Below are 24716 nucleotides of genomic sequence, written 5' to 3'. Positions count from 1 at the left end.
CGCCGTGGGCGTCAGCTGCAGGGCAAGGAGTGGAGTGTTCGATGCTGGGAAAAGTGAATCATGTGGCGATTGCGGTCCCGGACCTTTCGGCCGCAGTCGAAAGCTATCGCTCCACCCTCGGTGCATCGGTTACGGAACCGCAGGCCCTGCCTGAACACGGCGTGACCGTCGTCTTCGTGACGCTGCCCAACACCAAGGTCGAATTGCTCGAGCCGCTCGGCGAGGGATCGCCGATCTCCGCCTTCCTCGAGAAAAACCCGGCCGGCGGCATGCACCATATCTGCTATGAGGTGGAAGACATCATCGCCGCGCGCGACCGGCTGAGGCAGGCAGGTGCCCGTATCCTCGGCGATGGCAACCCGAAGATCGGCGCACATGGCAAGCCGGTCCTGTTTCTTCACCCCAAGGACTTTCACGGCACCTTGATCGAGCTCGAACAGGTGTGACAGTCGGGCGCGGGGAAGAGGTTTGCCGCATTGGCCGCTCGGCGTTATAAGGCAGGCGAACGCTCCAACTCCTGAAGCTACGCACTTCCGCACGGAAATCCGCTACCCGCTTTTCCTGGAAGTGCTCCAGAGATTTTCGATGTCCGTCTTTTCGACCTTCGCAATCTATTTCATCATCTGGTGGATCACGCTCTTCGTCGTGCTGCCGCTGGGGGTGCGCACGCAGGCCGAGGAGAACGATGTCGTCCCCGGAACCGTCGAGAGTGCTCCTGCACGCTTCCGCGCCTTGAGGGTCGTGCTGCTCACGACGGTGATCGCCGCGGTCATCCATCTCGGCTGGTACGTCCTTTCGGTGAAGCTCGGCTACGACATCGACGCCATTCCCCGCTTCGCGCCGAAATTCTACTGAGCGATTGCGGTGGCGACGGAACCGGCATCGCGAGCAAGCAGCATGACACCGGGCAAAGCCTCAGATTGAGAGCGGGCGCCGCCACCGCGGCCTCGGCCTAATCCTCGGCATGCTCCGGCTGATCTCGTGGGCTAGACTGATAAGACGCGCGGCGCGCTGTGGGAACCTCGGAGGACTGCAATTTCTCCTCTTCCTCATCTCTGTGCTTGTCACAGAGATCCAGCAGCGCCGCGTCTGCGGCGCGGGGAATGTTCTTTCAGCCCAAGGACTTGGTCTGGCTGGATCCCTGTGACAAGCACAGGGATGAGGAGATCAAACAAGCCGCGAAAGAGGGGTGGCGGGGCTGCCGAGGCATTTCGTTCGAGGGGTTCCGGGGCGCCGACCGGGCGGGTCCAGCCCTTGACAGCCAACAAAAAGACACTGTTCAGCTGCTTCGCCGTAATCTGTGAGTTGAAAAAACCAAAAAAAAACAAGGCCAAAGCCTTGTTTTTAAGTGTCGCGTGATCTTTAATCCGTTTCCGGCGGCAGCGAACAAGCGCGCCTAAGATCTTATCCTCCCAAGACTTGACCGCGAATTTCGGCAAGAATTTGGTCTTCCTGCCTGTTTTGTGAGCCGAAATTAGCTCAAACCTTGGGCGCTGTCATCTGCTTTTTTTGCATTTTTGCTACAGTCGGGTAAAATTTTTCCGTTGACACCAACTGTCTTCGTCCTGTTACTAGCGTGCTCTTTTGCCGCAGGCCGGGCCTGGTGTTTCTCATCCGGGATATGTGTCGATGCAGCGTCCCGCCACCCCTACGGCAGGGTTCCCTTCCGTGCGCGAAGCGGCTATGAACGCTGAACTCGAAAGGTTCCCGTCGATGCGTCGCCGGGAAAATCAAGAGCCCTGTTAGAATGGCAACAGCTGCCTACCCTGATCTCAGGCGAAGGGGCGGCCGAAGCACAACGTCATTTCGCCTGAATCCGTCGATAGTGCGAATTCACCAGTTCTGGAACCTGTCATGCGCCTGTCCCGCTTTTTCATGCCCATCTTGAAGGAAAATCCGAAGGAAGCGGAAATCGTTTCCCATCGACTGATGCTGAGGACGGGCATGGTCCGCCAGCAGTCCGCCGGCATCTACACATGGCTGCCGCTCGGCAAGCGCGTGCTGGACAAGGTCAATGCGATCATTCGCGAGGAGCAGAACCGTTCCGGCGCCATCGAACTGCTGATGCCGACGCTGCAATCGGCGGAGCTCTGGCAGGAGAGCGGGCGCTATGACGCCTATGGCAAGGAGATGCTGCGCATCAAGGACCGGCAGGACCGGCCGATGCTCTACGGGCCGACGAACGAGGAGATGATCACCGACATCTTCCGCTCCTACGTCAAGTCCTACCGCAATCTGCCGCTGAACCTCTATCATATCCAGCTGAAGTTCCGCGACGAGATCCGCCCGCGCTTCGGCACCATGCGCTCGCGCGAGTTTCTGATGAAGGACGCCTATTCGTTCGATCTCGACCGGGCAGGGGCGGAGCACGCCTATAACAAGATGTTCGCCGCCTATCTGCGCACCTTCGACCGGATGGGCCTGCGCGCCATACCGATGCGTGCCGACACGGGTCCCATTGGCGGAAACCTGAGCCACGAGTTCATCATCCTTGCCGACACCGGCGAGTCCGAGGTGTTCTGCCACAAGGACTTCCTCGGCTTCGACATTCCGGGCGAGGATACGAATTTCGACGACGTCGCCGGCCTGAAGACGATCTTCGACAAATGGACGTCGCGTTATGCGGCGACCTCGGAAATGCATGACGAGGCCGCCTTCGGCGCCATCGCCGAAGGCGAGCGCCTGTCCGCGCGCGGCATCGAGGTGGGTCACATCTTCTATTTCGGCACCAAATATTCCGAGGCGATGGGTGCGAAGGTGCTTGGGCCGGACGGCAAGGAACACACCGTGCATATGGGCTCCTACGGCATCGGTCCGACCCGCCTGGTGCCGGCGATCATCGAAGCTTCGCATGACGACAACGGCATCATCTGGCCGAAGGGCATCGCCCCGTTCGACGTCGTCGTCATCAACATGAAAACGGGCGATGAAGCTTGCGATGCGGCTTGCGGCAAGGTCTACTCCGATCTCGGCAAGGCTGGATTCGATGTTCTTCTTGACGACACCGACGAGCGCGCCGGCGGGAAGTTCGCGACCGCCGACCTCATCGGCGTGCCGGTGCAGGTGATCGTCGGACCGCGTTCGATCGCGAACGGCGAAGTCGAAGTGAAGGACCGCAAGACCGGCGCGCGGGAGACGATGACCGTCGAAGCGGCGATCAACAAACTGGTCGCGGCGAGATAACAGAGACGAAGGGATCGATGATGACCGCGGCGACGGATGAGCAAGTGCAAGCTGCCGCTCCATCCAGCATATCTTCCAGCCGTCCCTTCTCCGCCTTCGAGCGTATGGTCGCCTGGCGCTACCTGCGTTCGCGGCGGAAGGAAGCGTTCATCTCGGTCATCGCCGGCTTCTCCTTCATAGGGATCATGCTCGGGGTGGGAACGCTGATCATCGTCATGGCGGTGATGAACGGCTTCCGAACCGAGCTCATTTCACGCATTCTCGGCATGAACGGCCATATGATCGTCCAGCCCTTGGACGGCCCGCTCACCAATTACGCCGATCTAGCCACCAGATTCTCCGCCGTTCCGGGCGTGACCATGGCCATTCCGATCGTCGAGGGCCAGGTTCTCGCGCAAGGCCTGGGCGATGCGTCGACGGGTGCGCTCGTTCGCGGGATACGCGCCGACGACCTCACCAAGCTGAAGTCGATCTCCGAGCATATTCAGTCCGGCGACCTCGTCGGCTTCGCCTCGGGCAGCGGCGTCGCCATCGGCTCGCGCATGGCCGAGCAGCTGGGCATCCGGGTGGGCGGGACGATCACGCTCACCTCGCCGAACGGCGACGTCACGCCGATGGGCATGAATCCGAGGGTCAAGGCCTATACCGTCTCGGCCATCTTCGAGATGGGCATGTCGGAATACGACGCGACCATCATCTTCATGCCGCTCGAGGAAGCGCAGCTCTATTTCAACGCCGAAGGCCTCGTTCAGTCGATCGAGATATTCGCCGAGCATCCGGACGCGGTCGACGAGCTTCGCAAGCCGGTGGAGGACGCCGCCGGCCGGCAGATATTTATTACCGACTGGCGCGAACGCAACAGGACATTCTTTTCCGCGCTCGAGGTGGAACGGAACGTGATGTTCATGATCCTGACGCTGATCGTGCTGGTCGCGGCGCTGAACATCATCTCCGGGCTGATCATGCTGGTGAAGGACAAGGGCAGCGATATCGCGATCCTCAGGACGATGGGCGCGACCTCCGGTTCGGTGATGCGCATCTTCTTCATGACCGGCGCCGCAATCGGGGTTACGGGAACCATCGCCGGCGTCGCCCTCGGGGTGGTCGTCTGCCTCAACATCGAGTCGATCCGCCAGTTCTTCTCCTGGGTGTCCGGCGCCACGCTCTTCGATCCGGAGCTCTATTTCCTCAGCCAGCTTCCGGCCGACATGAATGCCGACGAGACCGTCACCGTCGTCGTCATGGCGCTTGCGCTTTCCTTCCTTGCCACGATCTTCCCGGCCTGGCGCGCCTCGCGCCTCGATCCGGTGCAGGCCCTGCGGTACGAATAACAAGGACAACAGCTTAAATGAATGCGCGCGTGGCACTGCAGCTCTCCGGCATCGAGCGGCATTATGGCGAGGGCGACACGTTTCTGCCGATCCTCAAGGGAGCCGACCTGACGTTGCGAAGCGGCGAGACAGTCGCCCTCGTGGCACCGTCCGGTACCGGAAAGTCGACATTGCTTCATATCGCCGGGCTGCTCGAACACCCGGATGAGGGCGAGGTGCTCGTGAACGGCACCTCATGCAACGGACTCAGCGACGACCGGCGAACGGCAATCCGCCGCAACGAGATCGGCTTCGTCTATCAGTTCCACCATCTCCTGCCGGAATTCTCGGCGCTGGAGAACATCATGATGCCGCAACTGATCGCCGGATTGCCCAAGGCCGAGGCGGCGGAGCGGGCATCGGCCCTTCTGGACTATATGCGCATCGGCCATCGCGGCAGCCACCGCCCGACCGAGCTTTCCGGCGGCGAGCAGCAGCGCGTCGCCATCGCCAGGGCGGTCGCCAATGCGCCGCTCATCCTTCTGGCGGACGAGCCGACCGGCAACCTCGACCCCGAGACGGCCGGCTATGTATTCGAGGCGCTGGAAGCCCTGGCGCGCCAGTCCGGGCTCGCGGCGCTGATCGCCACCCACAATCACGAACTCGCTTCGCTCATGGATCGCCGCGTGACGATCGAGGACGGCAAGGTGGTCGAACTGAAATAGTCCGGCCGCGGCGGCGCGTATTCAGCCCCGACCTCGCTCGAGGCGCGGTCACCGCTTGGCGTTCCTTGCATGTTCCGTTCGAGGCGTGTCGCTCCTCGGAACGCATGCGCGAATGGGGGCCGTCGGTGCACATTAACCATAGCCACTGAATAGCGGGTCTTCCATGCAGACTTCCTTGACTATCGAACGGAAATAGAACAAAAAGGGAACAGTAGCGGAAAGGAGACAAGTTATGGCTGATTTCGTACGTGATCTTGCTGCCTTCGCCTCGATGAGCCTTTTCATCGTGAGCATCTCGGTAATCGCTCTCGGCCTGTGACCGGGATTTATCCAGCGTGCTCCGCGTCCTGTCGAACGCGCAGTAAACACCACAGCCGGGCAAAAACCCCGGCGGCCCGTCCTTGAGACTGGACAGTTGGGACGGGAAACAGGATATCCTCGACGCCGGACAAGAATCGGAGTGCGGCGATGACAGGCAACCAGGGTATCGGGCAGGGTATCGGGCACGGCACAGGGGCTGCGGCCGATCCGCAGTTCGTTCACCTGCGGGTGCATTCCGCCTATTCGTTGCTGGAAGGCGCCTTGCCGCTGAAGAAGATCATCGGCAAGGCGGTCGCCGACGATCAGCCGGCGATCGGCATCGCCGACACCAATAATCTCTTCGCGGCACTCGAATTCTCGCAGAAGGCCGCCGACGACGGATTGCAGCCGATCATCGGCTGCCAGCTCTCGATCGATATGGAAGACGAGGCGGAAGGCGAGCGGCGCGGACACGCCCATCAGTTCGTCAAACTTCCCGCGATCGTGCTGATCGCGGCGACCGAGGACGGTTACGCCCGCCTCGTCGAGCTCGTGAGCCGCGCCTATCTCGAAGGCGAGGGTCACCAGCAAACGCGAATAAGCCGCTCCTGGCTTGCGGCTGGCGGCACGACCGGCCTGATCGCGCTCACCGGTGCGGGAGCCGGCCCGGTCGACATGGCGCTGAAGTCGGGTTCGCCGGCTCTGGCCGAGGCACGCCTGCAAGCCTTGATCGAGCTTTTCGGCGATCGCCTCTATGTCGAACTGCAGCGGCACGGGAATTACGACCGGCGTCACGAGAACCGCATGATCGATCTCGCCTATCGGCTCGACGTTCCGCTCGTCGCCACCAACGAGGCGTTTTTCCCGTCGCCGTCCGACTATGATGCCCACGATGCGCTGATGGCCGTCGCCCACAATGCGATGGTGTCCGACGACAGCCGCTTCCGTCTGACCCCGGACCATTATTTGAAGAGCCGCAAGGAGATGGCGGCGCTCTTTGCGGATCTGCCCGAGGCATTGGAGAATACGATCGAGGTGGCGCGGCGGTGCTCCTTCATGTTGAAGACCCGCGGACCGATCCTGCCGCGCTTTACCGGCGCTTCGGATGATCCGGAGGAGGCTGAACGCGCGGAGGTAGCGGAACTGCGCCGGCAGGCGGAGGAGGGGCTGGAGGAACGCCTTGCCAAGCTCGGCATGGCGCCCGGCTACAAGGAAGAGGACTATCGGGAGCGGCTGGCCTTCGAACTCGGCGTCATCCAGCGGATGAAGTTTCCGGGCTACTTCCTCATCGTTGCGGACTTCATCAAATGGGCCAAGCAGCATGACATTCCGGTCGGGCCGGGCCGCGGCTCGGGTGCCGGCTCGCTGGTCGCCTATGCCCTGACGATCACCGATGTCGATCCGATGCGCTTCTCGCTGCTTTTTGAGCGCTTCCTCAATCCCGAGCGCGTGTCGATGCCCGACTTCGATATCGATTTCTGCCAGGACCGGCGCGAGGAGGTCATCCGCTACGTGCAGCAGAAATACGGCCGCGAGCAGGTGGCGCAGATCATCACCTTCGGATCGCTGCAGGCGCGTGCAGCACTGCGCGACGTCGGCCGCGTGCTGGAAATGCCCTATGGCCAGGTCGACAAGATTTGCAAGCTGGTGCCGAACAATCCCGCCAACCCGACGCCGCTTTCCAAGGCGATCGAGGAGGAACCGCGCCTGCAGGAAGAGGCGGAAAAGGAGCCGGTCGTTGCCCGTCTCCTCGACATTGCCCAGAAGATCGAGGGGCTTTACCGCCACGCCTCGACGCACGCGGCCGGCATCGTCATCGGCGACAGGCCGCTCTCGCAGCTCGTGCCGATGTACCGCGATCCGCGCTCCGACATGCCGGTGACCCAGTTCAACATGAAATGGGTCGAGCAGGCGGGTCTCGTGAAGTTCGACTTCCTTGGCCTGAAGACGCTGACCGTTCTGAAGACCGCCGTCGACTTCGTCGGCAAGCGCGGCATCCATATCGACCTCGCAAGCATTCCGCTCGACGATCCGAAGACCTACGAGACCCTTTCGCGTGGCGAGACGGTCGGCGTGTTCCAGGTGGAAAGCGCCGGCATGCGCAAGGCGCTGATCGGCATGCGCCCGGACTGCATCGAGGACATCATCGCGCTCGTGGCGCTCTATCGCCCGGGTCCGATGGAGAACATCCCGGTCTACAACGCCCGCAAGCACGGCGAGGAAGAGATCGAATCGATCCATCCGAAGATCGATTACCTGCTCAAGGAGACGCAGGGCGTCATCGTCTACCAGGAGCAGGTGATGCAGATCGCTCAGGTGCTCTCGGGCTATTCGCTCGGCGAGGCCGACCTCCTGCGCCGCGCCATGGGCAAGAAGATCAAGGCGGAGATGGACAAGCAACGCGCCCGCTTCGTCGATGGCGCCGTCAAGAATGGCGTCTCGAAGCCGCAGGCCGACCTGATCTTCGACCTTCTCGCCAAGTTCGCCAATTACGGCTTCAACAAGTCGCATGCCGCCGCCTACGCCATCGTCTCCTACCAGACCGCCTACATGAAGGCGCATTATCCGGTCGAGTTCCTCGCAGCGTCGATGACGCTCGACATGTCGAACACGGACAAGATCAACGATTTCCGTCAGGACGCGATGCGCCTCGGCATTCAGGTGGTCGCGCCGTCCGTGCAGACCTCCCACCGCCACTTCGAAACCGGCGACAACCGCATCTATTACTCGCTCGCCGCCCTAAAGGGCGTCGGCGAGTCGGCCGTCGACCACATCGTCGCCGTGCGTGGCGATCGGCCCTTCGCAAGTCTCGAAGACTTCTGCCTGAGGATCGATCCGAAGCTCTTGAACCGACGTGTTTTCGAAAGTCTGATCGCCGCCGGTGCTTTCGACTGCTTCGGCTACGACCGGGCGGAGCTCATCGGCGGGCTCGATCGCATCCTCGGTTTCGCGCAGCGCGCCCAGGAAAACAAGGTGAGCGGCCAGAGCGACATGTTCGGCGCGGGCGCCGCGACGGGGCCCGAGAAGATCGCGCTACCTTCCTATACGCCGTGGCTCGCCTCGGAGAAGCTGCATCGCGAGTTCCAGGTCTTGGGCTTCTATCTCTCCGCCCATCCGCTCGACACCTACAATAATCTGCTCGCGAAGATGCGCGTGCAGACATTTGCGGATTTCTCGGCAGCCGTGAAAAAGGGAGCGGCGGCGGGCCGCCTCGCCGGTACGGTGACGTCGAAGCAGGAACGCAAGACGCGCACCGGCAACAAGATGGGGATCGTCGCCTTCTCGGACGCTTCGGGCCAGTTCGAGGCCGTGCTCTTCTCCGAAATGCTGAACCAGTATCGCGATCTTCTGGAGCCCGGCAAATCGCTGGTGATGACGGTCGATGCGGAGGAGCGGCCGGAAGGGATCGGCCTTCGTATCCGAACCCTGCGTTCGCTCGAGGAGGAATCGCTGCAGATGCAGAAGGCCTTGCGCGTCTATGTGCGCGACTGCGGACCGCTGCGCTCCATCGCCTCGCATCTGAACGCCAAGGGGGACGGCCTGGTTTCCTTTATCGTCATCAAGGACAACGGACAGCGGGAGATCGAAGTCGAGCTCAACGAGAAATACCGGATCTCACCCGAGATCGCCGCCGCCCTTCGCTCCGCTCCCGGAGTGGTGGACGTCGAGCTGGTTTAAGGTCTGTTCTCTGTGCTTGTCACAGAGATGCAGCAGCGTCGCGTCTGCGGCGCGGGGAAGAGTTCTTCCAGCCCAAGGACTTGGGCTGGCTGGATTCCTGTGACGAGCACAGGAATGAGGAGATCAAATAAGCCGCGGCGGGTATCCCGAATCTCAACAGCCCTTAAATCACTCCGTCGAAAGCGGGCGCTTGCCGCTTGTCCCTTCGCCCCGCTTGCGGGGAGAAGGTCCCGGCAGGGGGATGAGGGGCAAACCAGGGTGCGGAAATCACCCCATTCCTCACCCGCGCCGCTCCCTCGTCACGGTGATGAAATCCGTTCCTTTGCCGGTCTCCAGCCCCGATTCGGTATCGGTGATCGAGAGTGACGAGCCGTTTGCAAGGAAGCCGGCGAGGCGTTCGCGAACGTCTTTGGGTACGGTGATGCGGCTCAGCGTTCGCTCCAGCGCGCCGGGCCGGTCTGGCTCGCCTTCCGCTGTGATGCCAAGTCGCTTCTTGGTCGTTTTCGGCAGCCTGTTCTCGAGCGACATGCCGAACCACTTGCCCCGTCCGGTGTTCGTGTCGAGATCCTGGAACTGCAGTAAATGTGTTCCGAGCGCCATTTCCGGTTCTGCGATGGCGACCTCGGCCTCGAAAAGCGGCTGGAATTGCCGGCGCACCCGCAATACGCCATTCAGCGGTGCGCTGCGGCCCGCCTTGCGGAAGACGGCTTCGATCAGCTCCGGCGTTATCTTGCCTTCGACGGGCAGCCCTTCGGCCCTCTGGAACGCTTCGATTGCGGCGGCCGTCGCCGGACCGCTGAAGCCATCCGGCAGGCCTGCATCGTAGCCGAGCGTATTGAGGAGCGTCTGGAGGTCGCGCACGCTCTCTTGCGTACCGCGCCGGGTAATCAGAATGCGTATCGGGACCTTCTCCTCGTCGGATGCGACGGGCGAGGGGCGTTTGTCGGTCATGGCGACTTCAATTGCGCTCTGGTTGAACTCCCCGATCGCCGGCCGCAGGGGGACGTCCGACAGGGCAGGTCCCTGCGGTCGCGACTCGCTTGGCTGGAAAAGCATTTCGCTCGCGACCTCGACAGGGGCGATCTGCCGATCCGATATGACCACATGCATGCCGTAGCCCGTCATCTTGAACAGGCTCGCCGCGAATTTGCTCGGCAGCCGCACGCAACCGTGCGAAGCCGGATAATCCGGTACATGGTTTGAGCCATGCAGCGCAATGCCGGACCAGGTAAGCCGCTGCATGAACGGCATCGGCGCATTCGAATAGATGTTCGACTCGTGACGTCGGCGCTTCTCCAGGATCGAGAAAATGCCCGTCGGCGTTGCGTGCCCGGCCTTTCCTGTGGACACTTTCGACGTGGCGACCACCGTGTCGCCGTCATAGACGACGAGGGACTGCTGCTCCCTCGATACGACGACCTGCAACGGCGTCTTGGCGCCGGCCGCAATCGCGGGCGGCGACGCCATGACGAAAACCGCGAATACCATCCGGAGAGCGAAACGCAACACCTACCCTCGTTCAGACAGTGGCGGCGCCGCAAGACGGACGACGGAGCCGTGGAAGCAGGCTACCGTCCAATCTTTAAGGAATTGCCCCATACGATGCGGGAGCCGTCCGGTCGGGCAACCGTGACGGCTATTGTCCGCGCCGCCCCTTGCCGAATGTGTAGCCGGTCTCGACGCTTGTCCTTCCGAACTTGTCGCGCAGCCTGTTGATCGCGTCCTCGGCGGCGGCACGCCGGGAGGCCTGCGGATCGACAAGATCCGGCGGATCGGCGAGATCGGGATCGACCAGATCACTGACGCCGATGCCGATCAGCCGGTATTTCGTCCCGTCTACCTCCTTCTCGAGCAGCTGCAGGCCGGTGCGGAAGATGCGGTCGGCCAGGCGGGTCGGGCTTTCCAACCGGCGGTTGCGCGTTCGGGTCTTGAAGTCCGCGGTCTTGAGCTTCAGCACCACCGTCTGCCCTGCCAGCGCGGATTTTCGCAAGCGGAATGCCACTTGTTCGCTGAGGCCCCTCAGATGCGCTACGAGGTCCTCCTGGCGCGCCAGGTCGTCGTTGAAGGTCGTCTCGGAGGAGACGCTCTTCGCTTCTCCGTCGATCTCCACGGACCTTTCGTCCAGGCCGCGCGAAAGCCGGTAGAGCCGCCGGCCCATCGTGCCGTAGCGGCGCATGAGGTCCGCCTCTTCCATCGTCTGGAGCTGCCCGATCGCGCGGATTCCGTCCCTTTCGAGCGTGGCGGCGAAGGCCTTGCCGACGCCCCAGATGAGGGTAACGGGCTTGGCTTTCAGGAAGTCGACGGCTTCGGCCTGGCCGATGACCGAAAAGCCGCGGGGCTTCTGAAGGTCCGAGGCGACCTTGGCCAGGAATTTGCAGTAGGAAAGCCCGACGGAAACGGTGATGCCGATTTCCTGCTCTACACGCTTGGCGAAGCGGGCAAGCGTTCGGGCGGGCGGATCGTGGTGAAGCCGCTCGGTGCCGCTCAGATCGAGAAAGGCCTCATCTATCGACAGCGGCTGCACGAGAGGCGTCAGCTCCTGCATCATCGCTCTGACCTCGCGCCCGACGCGCACATATTTCTCCATGTCGGGCTTGATCACCACGGCCTGCGGGCAGGCTTCGAGGGCTTTGAACATAGGCATGGCGGAGCGCACGCCATGGATGCGGGCAATGTAACAGGCCGTGGAGACGACGCCACGCTTACCGCCGCCGATGATCACGGGCTTGTCGGCGAGCTCCGGATTGTCGCGCTTCTCGACCGAGGCATAGAAGGCATCGCAGTCGATATGCGCGAGGGTCAACCGGTAGAGTTCGGAGTGCCGGAGGAGCCGCGGACTGCCGCAGGCGAGGCACCGCCGTGAATGGGCGGCTTGCTCCTTGAGGCAATCACGGCAGAAGCCGGAGGGTGGGGCGGCGCTGTCGATCATATCCGGAACAAATGTTGAACGCGGCGACTTTACGCTCTACGCTGCTGAGTCTCAAGGCGGCGGCTGGAGGCTGTTTTGGATATCGCTGTTAAGTTTGAGATGGTGCCGGCCGATCGCCGGCCGGACTTCGGGGTACTGTTTGGTCGTCAGGGCGCATTCGGCGTCGGGCGGTGTACCGCGCCGCGCACATCGCGTATCGGCACCATTCAGTCCTCGAAGTCACGTGAGCCGGAGAGGACATGGTGCGCCCGGACGACCTCTTCCGGCGAGGTTTGCGTTTCGTTGCAGAAGGCCATCAGCGTCGGTTCGTGCTCCATCAGGAACGCAACGAGTCCGCCCATAAAGCCCGGCTCGCCGATGGCGCTGCGCAGGGAGGCGGGATCGGTGCCGGTAAGCGCCAGAAAGCGCGACATCAGCTCAGGCTCGTTCGCGAGCCAGGTGAGGATGGCGATCGCCGTATCGTCAGCGTTCTTCATGATATGCGCTCTCTTCTCGTTTGGCGGCCGCAATTACCTATTTTTCAACCAAATCGCGCTAGCCTGGCGATCGACGAAATGGGTCGAGTCGCCGTTGTTGCAACTTAAATCTCTCCCGGAGACTTGCAAGGCGGCGGCAGACAGCAAGGGATCGACATGCCCAAACAGGTAATGATTGTTGAGGATAACGAGCTGAATATGAAGCTCTTCCGCGACCTGATTGAGGCTTCGGGCTACGCGACGATCCAGACGCGCAACGGCATGGAAGCCCTGGAACTCGCGCGCAAGCATCGTCCCGACCTGATTCTGATGGACATCCAATTGCCGGAGGTCTCCGGCCTTGAGGTCACGAAATGGCTCAAGGAAGATGATGAGCTTCACGTGATTCCGGTCATTGCCGTAACCGCTTTTGCCATGAAGGGCGACGAGGAACGCATCCGCCAAGGGGGATGCGAGGCCTATGTCTCCAAGCCGATTTCCGTTCCAAAATTCATTGAGACGATCAAAACATATCTGGGCGATGCCTGACTGCCGGAAAGATCGATATGACTGCGCGCATCCTCGTCGTTGATGACGTACCAGCCAATGTGAAGCTCCTGGAAGCGCGGCTCGTGGCCGAATATTTCGACGTGCTTACGGCCGGGGACGGGCACGCCGCTTTGGCGACATGCGAAAAGACGCCGGTGGATCTCGTCCTGCTCGATATCATGATGCCGGGGATGGACGGTTTCGAGGTCTGCGAAAGACTGAAGGCGAACAGCCGGACCGCGCATATTCCGGTCGTGATGATAACGGCGCTCGATCAGCCGTCCGATCGTGTGCGCGGGCTGAAGGCCGGCGCCGACGACTTCCTGACCAAGCCCGTGAACGATCTGCAGCTCATGTCGCGCGTGAAAAGCCTCGTACGCCTGAAGAACGTCAGCGACGAGCTGCGTCTCAGAGCCCAGACGGCGCAAACGATCGGGCTGCAGGAACTGCCCCGTGTCGATCGGCCGGACGAGCCCGGCAGCGTGCTACTGGTCGATGGCCGCGCTTCATCACAGGAACGGCTCACCCGTGCCCTGAAGCCGATCGCCGATGTCGCCGTCATATCGGACCCGCAGGCCGCTCTGTTCGAGGCCGCCGAAAGCAGTTTCGACCTGATCATCGTCAACGCGAATTTCGACGATTACGATCCCTTGCGTCTGTGTTCGCAATTGCGCTCGCTCGAGCGGACCCGCTTCATTCCGATCCTGCTGGTAACCGAGCAAGGAAACGATGAGAGAATCGTCCGCGCACTCGAACTGGGCGTGACGGACTACATCATGCGACCCGTCGATCCGAACGAACTTGTCGCCCGCTCCCTCACGCAGATCCGGCGCAAGCATTGCAACGATCGCCTGCGCGCAAGTGTCCAGCAGACGATCGAATTGGCCGTGACCGATGATCTCACCGGCCTCCACAACAGGCGTTATCTGGAAAACCACCTGAAGCTGCTGATCGATCGCGCGACCACAAGGGGGCGTCCGCTGTCGATCTGCATCACGGATATCGATCGCTTCAAGCGTGTGAACGACACTCACGGCCATGATGCCGGTGACGATGTACTGCGCGAATTTGCCAACCGTGTTCGCGCCACGGTGCGCGGCGCGGATCTTGCCTGCCGTTTCGGCGGGGAGGAGTTCGTGGTCGTCATGCCGGATACGCCGCCCGAAATGGCTGCAATCGTTGCGGAGAGGCTTCGACTGGCGGTCGAGAGCCGTGGCTTCGACATTCCGCAGGCCGCGACGGTCCTGAACGTAACGGCGTCGCTCGGCATTGCAACCCTGAGGCCGCATGGCGATACGGCCGAGGCTTTGCTGAAGCGGGCCGACATGGCGCTCTATCAGGCGAAGAACGGCGGACGGAACCGCGTCGTCGCTGCCGCTGCCTGATCCGCCGCACATGCTGAGCTTTTCAGGGCCTCGCGCGCGGGTTCCTTCAGGTTCCGTTTTTCTTCGCGTGGCCCGTGCCGGGGTAAGCACATCTGCAGGCGACACTGTCCGATTCTGAAACAGAATTAACCAAACGCCGAGCAACCCCTCTTCGGCGATTAAGAATGCATTGATTTTTTTTTAGTTTCAGGCAATGCTGATAAGCGAGGAAGGAAACTTCCACAGCATTCGGTTACCCCATGATGCTCAGGTCCGCCGCATCTCCTGGGTCGTGGGGTCGGTCGGCTGGCCTCGGACTTGCGGATTCCTCGTGCTGCAACCGGACCAGTCGACCCCCATTCGAAACGCCGCTTCGAAAGAGGCGGCGTTTTCGTCTCTTCCGTTCGTTTCAGGTTCAAGCGCCGGAAAAGCGCAAAGAACGGAAAAGCGCAAAGAAAAAGCGCCGGCCCTGCGGGCGGCGCTCCTCGATCGAAGAAAGCGGCGATCTTACTTGATCTTGGCTTCCTTGAATTCGACGTGCTTCTTCGCGACCGGATCGTATTTCGTCTTCGTCATCTTGTCCGTCATCGTGCGGCTGTTCTTGGTGGTGACGTAGAAGTAACCGGTGTCGGCCGTCGACAGCAGCTTGATCTTGATGGTGGTAGCTTTCGCCATGGTCGTCCTGCCTTTATGAAAAATTGAAAGCCGTGGACAACCGATTGCGGGCCACGGTCAAGTTGCCGCGAAACTACAAATCACGACCGAAAAGTCAAGGCCGTTTTGGTTTCAAAACGATGCGGACCAGGGAAAGTACGACATAAAGCCCGAAGAAGCCGGCGATTGCCCAGGCAAAGCCGTCATTGCCCGTCACATCCATGGCCGCCCCGATCACCTGCGGACCCGCTACCGTGCCGACGGCGTAGGAGAACACGAAGGCGGCGTTGGCGGCCGCAAGGTCCGCTCCCTGAAGACGGGAACCGAGGTGGCTGAGGCCGACCGTATAGAGACCGGAGACGCATCCGCCCCAGAACAGAAGAACAAGCGCCATCAGGAACCAGTTTTCAACCAGCGTAGGCAGGAACAGGGCGCCTACGAGCCCGATCAGGGTCAGCGCCGACAGGATCGTACGGCGGTCCTTCACGCGGTCGGAAAGCATGCCGAGGGGGATCTGGAAGATGAAATTGCCGACGCCCATGACCGTCAGCAGCAGCGCTGCCTGCGATTCGCTGAAACCCGCGCGGGTCCCGAAGATGGGAAACAGGGAAAGCCCGCCATATTCCACTGCGCCGAAGATAAAGACGGCGGCCGTCGCGGTCGGCACCAGGAAGACATAACGCATGAAATGGCGCTTCGGCTTTTCGTCCAGCACCGGGCTTTCATTGCGCGCGAGAAAGATCGGGATCGCGGAAAGCAGGATGACGCCCGCGCCGACAGCGAAGGGCAGGAAGCCTTCGCTGCCCAGGATGGAGAAGAGCAGGGGACCGCTCGCGAAGCCGAGCGAGAGTACCGTGCCGTAAATCCCGAGCACGAAGCCGCGCCTGTTGGGGGGCGCGGTGGCGTTGATCCAGAACTCCGAAAGGATGAAGAGGACGGTGATTGCGCCGTGAAAGACGATGCGCAGGGGAAACCAGAGCCAGAAATTCGTGAGGTAGTAGAAACCGAGCGAGCTCGTGGCCGCAAACATTATCGCCAGCAGCATGGTCGGAGCGACGCCGTGACGATGGGCGAATTTCATCGTGAACGGGGCGGCGGCCATCGATGCGAGGCCGGCCATTGCCGCATTCAGCCCGTTCAGCGTGGGCGCGATGCCGCGCTTTTCCATGATGACGCTGAGCAGCGGGAGCCCCAGGCCGATCGCGATGCCGACGGCAGTGATCGACGCGAGCGCGGCGATCAATGAAGGCCAGTGGATTTCGTCAACCGGTCCTGACGTACCGGGCGGCGGCTTCGACATGCGATAGGGCCCTCAGAGAAGCGTGCGGTGAAAGCGCCCATGGCGCGTAAAATAAAATGGAACGGTTCTTTCAGGCGGAAGCGAAGGATCCGACATGAGATCGTTTCTCAGATCCGAGAGGATGATTGCGGTGATCTCCGGCACGCGAAGCGCGGAAAAGTCGTTGACATCGATCCACTGCAAATCCTGAAGCTCCCGGCTTTCCGCCACCAGTGAGGGATCGATCTCGGCCTCGTCCGCGAAAACGGCAAAGAACCGCGTGTCAAACCGCCTCGGCAGTCCCGGAGGAGTAATGGCCCGCGCCATATAGCGCAAGTTCGAAAGATCGGGAAGAAACGGAAGCACCGCGCCTTGGCGCTCGCGCGTCCGGCCGAGGCTTACCCCGGCTTCTTCGTAAAGTTCCCTCGCGGCCGCAAGTGCTAGCGCCCGTGCGCGAGCCTCGGTGATCGCCCGCCCGTCGCCTGCCCTGAGAGATCGCAGAACCGCCGGATGAAGATCGCCGTCAAATCTCAGGCGATGGTCGCCGGGATCGCGGCGGCCACCCGGAAAGACGTAAAGGTCCGGCATGAAGACGTGGGCGCTGTGGCGTTTGCCCATCAACACGCGAATGTCCTTGCCGGATCTGTCGAGAAGCATGATGGAGGCCGCATCGCGCGTCCTGACCGTAGGAGAACTCGCCGCTTCGGCCTTGAGTGCGAAAGCGCGGCCGCCAAGCGGCTCCGGGGTCATGCCGAAGGATCTCGCGGCGGGAGGACGTCTTCAGGCAGATCGTCGTGACCGCCGAAGCCGTGCATTCTCAACGCCCATTGCAGGCCGATGACCGCGCCCTTGACGGGCTGCATCAGGGCGAGCGAACTGGCAAGCGTAACCGGCGCCCAGATCGCGAGATGCTGCCATGTCGTAAGCGGCAGCACGAGATCGGTCATCATATAACCGCCGAGCACGACATGGCCGACGATCGTGACGACGATATAGGGCGGGAAGTCGTCGGCGCGGTGGTGATCCATGCGTTCGCCGCAGGCGTCGCAGGCGTCCACCGATTTGAGGAAGGCGCGGAACAACCGGCCGCGGCCGCAGGCCGGACAGGTCCCGAAAAGGCCACGCTTGATCGAGCGGCCGACAGGCCTTTTGTCGCCCTCCGCTCCGCCGAGCTGAAGCATGTCCGTCGCCGTTGCCTTCATGTCCAATCCTCGTGCCGGACGTCGCGCGTCCGGCTGTCAGTGCCTGCCGCGGGGCGGTCGCGTTCCCGGGCGTTTGCGCGCACCCGTCCGGTCGCGGCGGCCGGCCTTGTGGAAGGAGCGCATTGCCGTCGGCATCTTTCGTCCCTCGCTCAGCATTTCGAAACGGAGTGCACCGGCCAACGGCACCGCTTCTACAAGCTTGACCTGAACCGGGTCCCCGAGACGGTAACCCAGTCCGGATTTCTCGCCGGAAAGGGCCTGATGCGCCTCATCATAGATGAAATAGTCGCGCCCGAGCGTAGATATAGGGATGAAGCCGTCGGCGCCATAGGCGGGGAGGGTGACAAAAAGTCCCGCCTTGGTGACGCCGGAAACCCGTCCGTCGAACTCTTCGCCGACGCGGCCGTTCAGATGGTGGGCGATCAGCCGATCGATCGTATCGCGTTCAGCCGCCATGGCGCGCCGCTCGAAGGTCGAGATTTCGGCGGCGATATCGTCGAGCGCTGCTTCTTCCTCGGGCATTATGCCGCCTTCGCCGAGCCCGAGCGCGGAAACGAGCGCGCGGTGCACGATCAGATCCGCGTAGCGCCGGATCGGCGAGGTGAAGTGGGCGTAGCGCAACAGGTTCAGGCCGAAATGACCGATATTTTCCGGGCTGTAGATCGCCTGGCTTTGCGAACGAAGCACCATCTGGTTCACGATCGTCTCGTAAGGCTTTCCGTCGGCCTTGGCGAGAATGCCGTTGAAATGGTTCGCCCGCATGTTGCCACCTTTGGCGAGCGCGATATCGAGCGTCGCCAGGAATTCGCGAAGGCTCTCCTGCTTGGCGAGCGAGGGTTGGTCGTGGACACGATAGATCAGAACCTGACGTTTCTGTTCCAGCGTCTCGGCTGCGGCGACATTCGCCTGGATCATCATCTCTTCGATGAGCTTGTGCGCATCGAGGCGTTCCGGCACGAAGACCCGATCGACCGTGCCGTCCGGCTTCAGGATGATCTTGCGCTCCGGCACGTCGAGTTCGAGCGGCTGACGGCGCTCCCTTCCGCGCGTGAGGGTACGATAGGCTTCCCAGAGCGGCTTGAGGATCGTATCCAGTATGGGGCCGGTCTTGTCGTCGGGAGCACCGTCGATCGCGGTCTGCGCCTGTTGGTACGAGAGCTTGGCGGCGCTTCGCATCATGATGCGGTGAAACGTATGCGCGGCCTTGCGGCCTTCCTTGGAAAAGCGCATCCGGACCGCAAGCGCCGGGCGGTCGACGCCTTCCTTCAGGGAGCAGAGGTCGTTGGATATGCGCTCGGGCAGCATCGGTACGACCCGGTCGGGAAAATAGACGGAATTGCCGCGTTTCAACGCCTCAAGATCGAGGGCCGAGCGTGCCCTGACGTACCAGGAGACGTCGGCGATCGCGACCGTGACGATGACCCCGCCGGGATTGTCCGGCGACGGGTCCGGCTCCGCGTAGACCGCGTCGTCGTGATCCTTGGCGTCCGCCGGGTCTATGGTGATGAGCGGCAGGGTGCGCCAGTCCTCGCGATGCGCCATGGTTGCAGGACGCGCGGCTTCCGCCTCCTGCAGCACCCTCTCCGGAAAGACGTGCGGGATACCATGGGCATGGATGGCGATCATCGAGATCGCCTTTTCGGACGCGACCGAGCCGATGACGTTCTGCACCTGCGCCCGCGGCAGGCCGTAGCGGCCGATCCGCGAAAGATGCGCTTCGACGAGATCGCCTTCCTTGGCCTCACCGGTGAATTCCGGATCGATGAGGAGCTCCTCGCCACGCTTGTCGATCGGCATCAGCCGGCCGCCGCCGCCGGGCGTGGCGCGGAAGACGCCGAGGACCGCGTCCTTGCGCTTGTCGAGCACCTTGATGATACGCGCGGTATAGGCAGGGCCGCCGCGTTCCTTGGCCGGGAAAATCTTCGCGAGCACCCGGTCGCCGAGACCGCCTACCGGCGTCTTGCCCTTGGCCCTGGCGACGCTTGATTGCTTGATCAGGACTGCGGGCGCGACGCCGTCGTCGTCGAGCCACTCGGCCGGCCGGCCGATCAGGTCGCCATCGACGTCGCGAATGGTAATGTCAAGAACGGTGACGGGCGGGAGCCCGCCGGGGCGAACGAGCGACTTGCGCTTCTTCTCGACGAGTCCGTCCTCCTCGAGCGATCGCAGCAGTCCCTTGAGTTCTACCCGTGCCTCGCCCTTCAGGCCGAACGCCTTGGCGATCTCGCGCTTCGAGGCGTGTTGCGGGTTCTCGGCGATGAAGCGCATCAGCACCTCGCGGGAAGGAACGACGCCATGAACGATCGTCTCCTTTTCTCCGGCCGGTGCCGTCCTGGCCGCGCGGCCGTTCTTCTTGCCTGCGCCCTTTGCGGGCGTTTCGGTCGGGTCGCGCGGAATCCTGGTCAAGGTCAGTCCTTCTTGGCCTTCGCGGCCGCTTTCGTTTTCGTCTTCGCTGCTGATTTCGGCTTCTCCGCTTTCGCAGTTCCGGCCGATGCAGCCTTGGCAGACTTCGTTCCGGCCGATTTTCCCCCGGCCGATTTTCCCTTTGCCGCCTTGCCCTTGGTCACGCCGCCTTTCGCTTCGCGCTCGGCGATGAGCGCAAGCGCTTCCTCGACCGTGACCGATTGCGGGTCCTTACCCCTCGGCAGCGTGGCATTCACCTTGCCCCAGTTGACGTAGGGCCCGAAGCGTCCGTCGCGAACAGTAATCGCGCCGCCGTCCGGATGTTCCCCAAGCTCCTTGAGGGCCGCCGCGCTAGCGCGTCCGCCGCCAGCCCCTTTGGACTGCTTGTCGGCAAGGACGGAAATCGCGCGGTTCAGACCGATAGAGAAGACGTCCTCGACGGATTCCAGATTGGCATAGGTGCCGTTGTGAAGCACGAAGGGGCCATAGCGGCCGATGCCGGTGGAGATCATCTTGCCGCTTTCCGGATGCGGCCCGATATCGCGCGGCAGGGAGAGCAGGGCGAGGGCCTTCTCGTGATCGATCGCCGCCGGCGTCCAACCCTTCGGCAGGCTGGCGCGTTTCGCCTCCTTGCCGTCGCCGCGCTGGACATAGGGGCCGAAGCGGCCGTTGCGCAGCGTGATTTCCTCGCCGGTATGCGGATCCTTGCCGAGGCTTTGCGGCTCGTTCGCTGCAGCTGCTTCGGCGTCACCGTTGCTGTCGGAGGAGAGTTGGCGCGTGTAGTTGCATTCCGGGTAATTGGAGCATCCGACGAAAGCGCCGTATTTGCCGAGCTTCAGGGACAGCTTGCCGGTGCCGCAGACCTGACAAATGCGCGGGTCGCCGCCATCTTCCCGCTTCGGGAAGACGAGCGGAGCCAGTTCCTCGTTGAGCGCATCGAGCACGTTGGTGACGCGCAGTTCCTTGGTGTCCTCGATCTGGGAGAAGAAGTCCTTCCAGAAGTCGCGCAGCACGTCCTTCCAATTGAGTTCGCCTGCCGAAATCTGGTCGAGTTTCTCCTCGAGCGACGCGGTGAAATCATATTCTACATAGCGGGTGAAGAAGCTTTCGAGGAACGCAGTGACCAGACGGCCTTTCGCCTGCGGCACCAGCTTGCGCTTGTCGATCTCCACATAGTCACGGTCGATGAGGGTCGTGACGGTCGCCGCATAGGTTGACGGGCGGCCGATACCGAGCTCTTCCATCTTCTTGATGAGCATCGCTTCCGAATAGCGCGGCGGCGGCTCGGTGAAGTGCTGGCTGGCGTTGATCTTCTGCTTGGCAAGATTTTCGCGTGCGTTGATTTCCGGAAGGCGGCCGTCCTCGTCGCCGTCATCCGCCTGCTCGCCGTCTTCCTTCATGTCGGTATAGGCAGCGATGAAGCCGTCGAAGCGGATGACCGAGCCGGTTGCCCTGAGACCCGCCTTCTTGCCGGCATTGTCGGCGACGATCTCGGCGGTGGTGCGCTCGATCTCCGCAGACGCCATCTGGCTCGCGATACCGCGCTTCCAGACAAGATCGTACAGTCTCAGCATGTCGCCGTCGAGGAAGCGCCGGACCTGGTCGGGCGTGCGGTCGAAATCGGTCGGGCGAATGGCCTCGTGCGCTTCCTGGGCATTCTTTGCCTTGGTGGAATAGAAGCGCGGCTTTTCCGGAAGATAACGCTCTCCGAACTGGCTGCCGATGGCCTGGCGCGCGGCCTCGATCGCTTCCGGCGCCATCTGCACGCCGTCCGTTCGCATATAGGTGATGAGACCTACGGTTTCTCCGCCGATATCGACGCCTTCATAGAGCTTCTGCGCCACCTGCATGGTGCGCGATGCCGAGAAGCCGAGCTTCGAGGAGGCGGCCTGCTGCAGCGTCGAAGTGGTGAAGGGCGGGGAGGGATTGCGTTTGACCGGCTTGGCCTCGACGCTCTCGACGACGTAGCTCGCGCCGTCGAGCAGGGACTTCAACCGGTTGGCTTCCTCGCCATTGCCGATCGCCTTCGGCGGCAGCCGCTTGCCGTCGGCCGAAACGAGGCGCGCTTCGAATTCGTCGCCGCGCGGTGTCTTCAGAAGCGCCGAGATGTTCCAGTATTCTTCGGTGACGAAGCGCTCGATCTCCGCCTCGCGGTCGCAGACGAGGCGCAGCGCCACCGATTGCACGCGGCCCGCCGAGCGTGCGCCCGGCAGCTTGCGCCAGAGCACGGGCGAAAGATTGAAGCCGACGAGGTAGTCGAGAGCGCGGCGTGCGAGATATGCGTCGACAAGCGAGGCATCGATGTCGCGGGGTTCGGCCATCGCATCGAGCACGGCCTTCTTGGTGATCGCATTGAAGACGACGCGCTTGACCGGCTTGTCGCCGATGACCTTTTTCTTCCTGAGAAGGTCGAGCACATGCCAGGAGATCGCCTCGCCCTCGCGGTCGGGGTCGGTCGCGAGAATGAGACCGTCGGACGATTTTACCGCATCGGCGATGTCCTTCATCCGCTTGGCGGAAGCGCCGTCGACCTCCCAGGACATCTCGAAGTCTTCGTCGGGGCGAACCGATCCGTCCTTGGCAGGCAGGTCACGCACGTGGCCGAACGAGGCAAGCACCTTGTAGCCTGGGCCCAGGTACTTGTTGATCGTCTTGGCCTTGGAAGGCGATTCCACCACTACAACATTCATCGACATTCTCTGAAACAACTTGTTTGGCGACCCTGCGCGCCAATCCGACGCCACGACATGGACAGGGATTCGGGCGCGGTCAAGGGGTTTGATCGAAAATAGCTATATCACGCTCGACCGCAACCAAGCGGCAACATTCGAATCGGCTCAACCAGTGGTCGTCATTCTTGCCGCTGTCTTTGACGCGGCGGAGCGACAGGTCCTGGCCGTCATTCGGCCGTCGCGAGGGATACGAGATTGCCTCCGTGACGGCAGAGCTGACCGGCAAGATCCAGTTCGACGAGCACCATATGGATCTGCGGTGCGGCAAGGCCGGTATATCGGATGAGATCGTCGATTGCGACCGGCGTCGGCCCGAGAGCCTCGACGACGCGCGAGCGATCTGTGTCGTCCGGCGGCTGCGGCATCGGCCGCGGCTCCTCGGCGCTTGGCTCGTTGGCTTCCAGCCGCGAGAAAAGGTCGTCGCGGCTGAGAGGCACCAGCGCCTCGATCACGTCCGCCGAAGAGGTCGTGACGGTCGCCCCCTGTTTCAGGAGATCGTTCGTGCCATGACAGCGCGGATCGAGAGGCGACCCGGGAACGGCAAAGACCAGCCGGCCGAAATCGGCGGCATAGCGCGCAGTGATCAGTGACCCTGAACGGTTCGCGGCTTCGACGATCGCAACACCGAGGCTGATGCCCGCGACGAGCCGGTTTCGTCTCGGGAAATCCCGGGCGCGCGGTTCCCAGCCAAAGGGCATCTCGCTGACCGCCAGCCCCTCGCCGGAGACGATTTCCTGCAGGAGGCCGAGATTCTCCGGCGGGTAGGGGCGGTCGAGGCCACCGGCGAGCACGGCGATCGTGCCTGTCCGCAGACTGGCGCGGTGCGCGGCGGTGTCGATGCCGCGGGCGAGCCCTGATGTGATGACATAGCCGGCAGCTCCGGCGTCGCGGGCGATCATCGCCGCGAACTTCGCGCCGCTGACCGAGGCATTGCGTGAGCCGACGATCCCAAGCGAGGGACGGGCCGTCGCGTTCAAATTGCCCTTCGTCGCGAGAAGCGGCGGGGCGCCGTCGATCTGTCTGAGCGCGTCCGGATAATCGGGTTCGCCGATGCCCACGAACACGGCACCGAACCGGTGTGCGGCCTCGAGTTCTCGCTCGGCTTCGTCCACCGTGGCAATGCGGAAGGACCGGTCCGCCCCGCCACGACGCGAAAGTTCCGGCAGCGCCTCGAGCGCCGCCTCTGCGTTGCCGAAATGGCTGATCAGATCGCGGAAGGTTGCCGGGCCGACATTGTCGCTTCGGATGAGCCGCAACCATGCGATCTTCTGCCGTTCGCTGAGCGCGGTCCCGGTCCGTCGAGCGCCGCCCGGCGGCATCAGCCCTTTTCTCCGATCCGGCTTTCGGTGCCGCTCAGGAGTCGCTGGATGTTGGCGCGGTGCTTGATCCAGGCGATGGCCGTCATGACCGCAAAGAGCCCGGCCACCTTGCCGTTGCCGGCTGCATAGAGCGCGATGGGGACGGCGGCGGTCGCGACGAGTGCCGAAAGAGAGGAGTAGCGGGTGATCTTTGCCATCGCCAGCCAGATGGCTGCGAAAAGGAGCACCATTACCGGCACGAGGCCGAGCAGTACGCCGATGTAGGTCGCAACGCCCTTGCCGCCCCTGAAGGAAAGCCAGACGGGAAAAAGGTGCCCGAGAAAGGCGGCAAAACCGGCGGCAATGCCCGCTTCGACACCCCAGTAGGATGCGATCGCTGCGGCAGCCGTGCCCTTCAGGGCATCGAGCAGCAGCGTGGCGGCGGCAAGCTTCCTGTTGCCGGTTCTGAGCACATTCGTCGCGCCGATATTGCCGGAGCCGATCTTGCGTACGTCACCGAGGCCGGCCATTCGCGTCAGAATGAGGCCGAACGGGATCGAGCCCAGCAGATAACCGAAAACAAGGCATGCGAGAGTCGAAGGCAGCCCCAACTGCCAGGAAAACATGTCCACCGGTCCCCCCTTCCGCTGACCCG

Annotated in this window: 20 protein-coding genes; 8 read left to right on the top strand and 12 right to left on the bottom strand. The window is 62.5% G+C overall.

Translation table 11 applies throughout. The features are described 5' to 3' along the window. Window positions 1-41 precede the first annotated feature (41 nt). Together mce and M1D43_RS07060 are read left to right on the top strand one after the other, a co-directional pair. Window positions 42-446, top strand: coding sequence for a methylmalonyl-CoA epimerase (mce, locus tag M1D43_RS07065; protein WP_153314153.1), 405 nt, complete (start codon window positions 42-44; stop codon window positions 444-446). 139 nt (window positions 447-585) lie between these two features. Beyond that, entirely contained in the window at window positions 586-855 is a 270-nt protein-coding gene (locus M1D43_RS07060; RefSeq protein WP_013844284.1) for a DUF1467 family protein, read from the top strand. A 209-nt stretch (window positions 856-1064) separates the two neighbouring features. Here M1D43_RS07060 and M1D43_RS07055 read toward each other — a convergent pair whose 3' ends face one another. Beyond that, window positions 1065-1439: a hypothetical protein gene (locus tag M1D43_RS07055; protein WP_234889495.1), complete on the bottom strand. Its 375-nt coding sequence runs from the start codon at window positions 1437-1439 to the stop codon at window positions 1065-1067. Window positions 1440-1854: 415 nt separating this feature from the next. On the opposite strand from M1D43_RS07055, the gene proS reads away from it, so the two are divergent. From proS to dnaE, 4 genes are all read left to right on the top strand, one after another. Further along, on the top strand, window positions 1855-3183 hold the full coding sequence (gene proS, locus M1D43_RS07050) for a proline--tRNA ligase (RefSeq protein WP_003531873.1): 1329 nt from the start codon (window positions 1855-1857) through the stop codon (window positions 3181-3183). Between the two features lie 17 nt (window positions 3184-3200). Beyond that, the gene (locus tag M1D43_RS07045) at window positions 3201-4514 is read left to right on the top strand and encodes a lipoprotein-releasing ABC transporter permease subunit (protein ID WP_003531874.1); all 1314 of its coding nucleotides are present in this window, start codon (window positions 3201-3203) and stop codon (window positions 4512-4514) included. A gap of 17 nt (window positions 4515-4531) precedes the next feature. After that, window positions 4532-5218 (top strand): ABC transporter ATP-binding protein, encoded by a 687-nt coding sequence (locus tag M1D43_RS07040; protein ID WP_010969157.1) that lies wholly within the window; start codon window positions 4532-4534, stop codon window positions 5216-5218. 468 nt (window positions 5219-5686) lie between these two features. Continuing rightward, window positions 5687-9196 carry a DNA polymerase III subunit alpha gene (dnaE, locus tag M1D43_RS07035; protein WP_153314155.1) on the top strand — a complete coding sequence of 1170 codons (3510 nt, stop codon included), beginning with the start codon at window positions 5687-5689 and terminating at the stop codon, window positions 9194-9196. Window positions 9197-9475: 279 nt separating this feature from the next. Here the strand turns inward: dnaE and M1D43_RS07030 are convergent, their stop codons facing one another. The 3 genes from M1D43_RS07030 to M1D43_RS07020 all read right to left on the bottom strand — a co-directional run bounded on the left by M1D43_RS07030 (window position 9476) and on the right by M1D43_RS07020 (window position 12601). Then, on the bottom strand, window positions 9476-10702 hold the full coding sequence (locus tag M1D43_RS07030; RefSeq protein ID WP_498814163.1) for a L,D-transpeptidase family protein: 1227 nt from the start codon (window positions 10700-10702) through the stop codon (window positions 9476-9478). A gap of 130 nt (window positions 10703-10832) precedes the next feature. Continuing rightward, window positions 10833-12125: a DNA polymerase IV gene (locus M1D43_RS07025; RefSeq protein ID WP_153314160.1), complete on the bottom strand. Its 1293-nt coding sequence runs from the start codon at window positions 12123-12125 to the stop codon at window positions 10833-10835. Between the two features lie 206 nt (window positions 12126-12331). Beyond that, window positions 12332-12601, bottom strand: coding sequence for a DUF3572 domain-containing protein (locus M1D43_RS07020; protein ID WP_153314162.1), 270 nt, complete (start codon window positions 12599-12601; stop codon window positions 12332-12334). A 156-nt stretch (window positions 12602-12757) separates the two neighbouring features. Between M1D43_RS07020 and M1D43_RS07015 the strand changes: the two genes are divergently transcribed. Together M1D43_RS07015 and M1D43_RS07010 are read left to right on the top strand one after the other, a co-directional pair. After that, window positions 12758-13129 carry a response regulator gene (locus M1D43_RS07015; RefSeq protein WP_003537642.1) on the top strand — a complete coding sequence of 124 codons (372 nt, stop codon included), beginning with the start codon at window positions 12758-12760 and terminating at the stop codon, window positions 13127-13129. Between the two features lie 17 nt (window positions 13130-13146). Continuing rightward, the gene (locus M1D43_RS07010) at window positions 13147-14514 is read left to right on the top strand and encodes a PleD family two-component system response regulator (RefSeq protein ID WP_153314164.1); all 1368 of its coding nucleotides are present in this window, start codon (window positions 13147-13149) and stop codon (window positions 14512-14514) included. 486 nt (window positions 14515-15000) lie between these two features. Here M1D43_RS07010 and rpmG read toward each other — a convergent pair whose 3' ends face one another. From rpmG to plsY, 8 genes are all read right to left on the bottom strand, one after another. Continuing rightward, the gene (rpmG, locus tag M1D43_RS07005) at window positions 15001-15168 is read right to left on the bottom strand and encodes a 50S ribosomal protein L33 (protein ID WP_003537640.1); all 168 of its coding nucleotides are present in this window, start codon (window positions 15166-15168) and stop codon (window positions 15001-15003) included. A gap of 94 nt (window positions 15169-15262) precedes the next feature. Further along, window positions 15263-16447, bottom strand: a complete 1185-nt coding sequence (locus M1D43_RS07000; RefSeq protein ID WP_127541591.1) for an MFS transporter — start codon at window positions 16445-16447, stop codon at window positions 15263-15265. Between the two features lie 12 nt (window positions 16448-16459). Next, window positions 16460-17176, bottom strand: a complete 717-nt coding sequence (locus tag M1D43_RS06995) for an NUDIX hydrolase (RefSeq protein WP_153314166.1) — start codon at window positions 17174-17176, stop codon at window positions 16460-16462. Continuing rightward, window positions 17173-17628, bottom strand: coding sequence for a DUF983 domain-containing protein (locus tag M1D43_RS06990; protein ID WP_010969162.1), 456 nt, complete (start codon window positions 17626-17628; stop codon window positions 17173-17175). Before M1D43_RS06990 ends, M1D43_RS06995 begins: the two co-directional genes overlap by 4 nt. Window positions 17629-17664: 36 nt before the next feature. Continuing rightward, complete coding sequence (gene rnr / locus M1D43_RS06985; protein ID WP_028002974.1) at window positions 17665-20034, bottom strand: ribonuclease R; 2370 nt, start codon at window positions 20032-20034, stop codon at window positions 17665-17667. 2 nt (window positions 20035-20036) lie between these two features. Continuing rightward, window positions 20037-22721, bottom strand: coding sequence for a type I DNA topoisomerase (gene topA / locus M1D43_RS06980; protein ID WP_153314168.1), 2685 nt, complete (start codon window positions 22719-22721; stop codon window positions 20037-20039). Window positions 22722-22930: 209 nt separating this feature from the next. Beyond that, window positions 22931-24082, bottom strand: coding sequence for a DNA-processing protein DprA (gene dprA, locus M1D43_RS06975; RefSeq protein ID WP_153314171.1), 1152 nt, complete (start codon window positions 24080-24082; stop codon window positions 22931-22933). Beyond that, window positions 24082-24687, bottom strand: coding sequence for a glycerol-3-phosphate 1-O-acyltransferase PlsY (plsY, locus tag M1D43_RS06970; protein WP_027989611.1), 606 nt, complete (start codon window positions 24685-24687; stop codon window positions 24082-24084). The genes dprA and plsY overlap by 1 nt, the downstream gene beginning before the upstream one ends. Window positions 24688-24716: the final 29 nt, after the last annotated feature.

It is taken from the genome of Ensifer sp. R1-3 (genome assembly GCF_056739175.1).
Note: the sequence above shows the minus strand (reverse complement) of the source record. Positions and strands in the feature narration are given on the sequence as shown.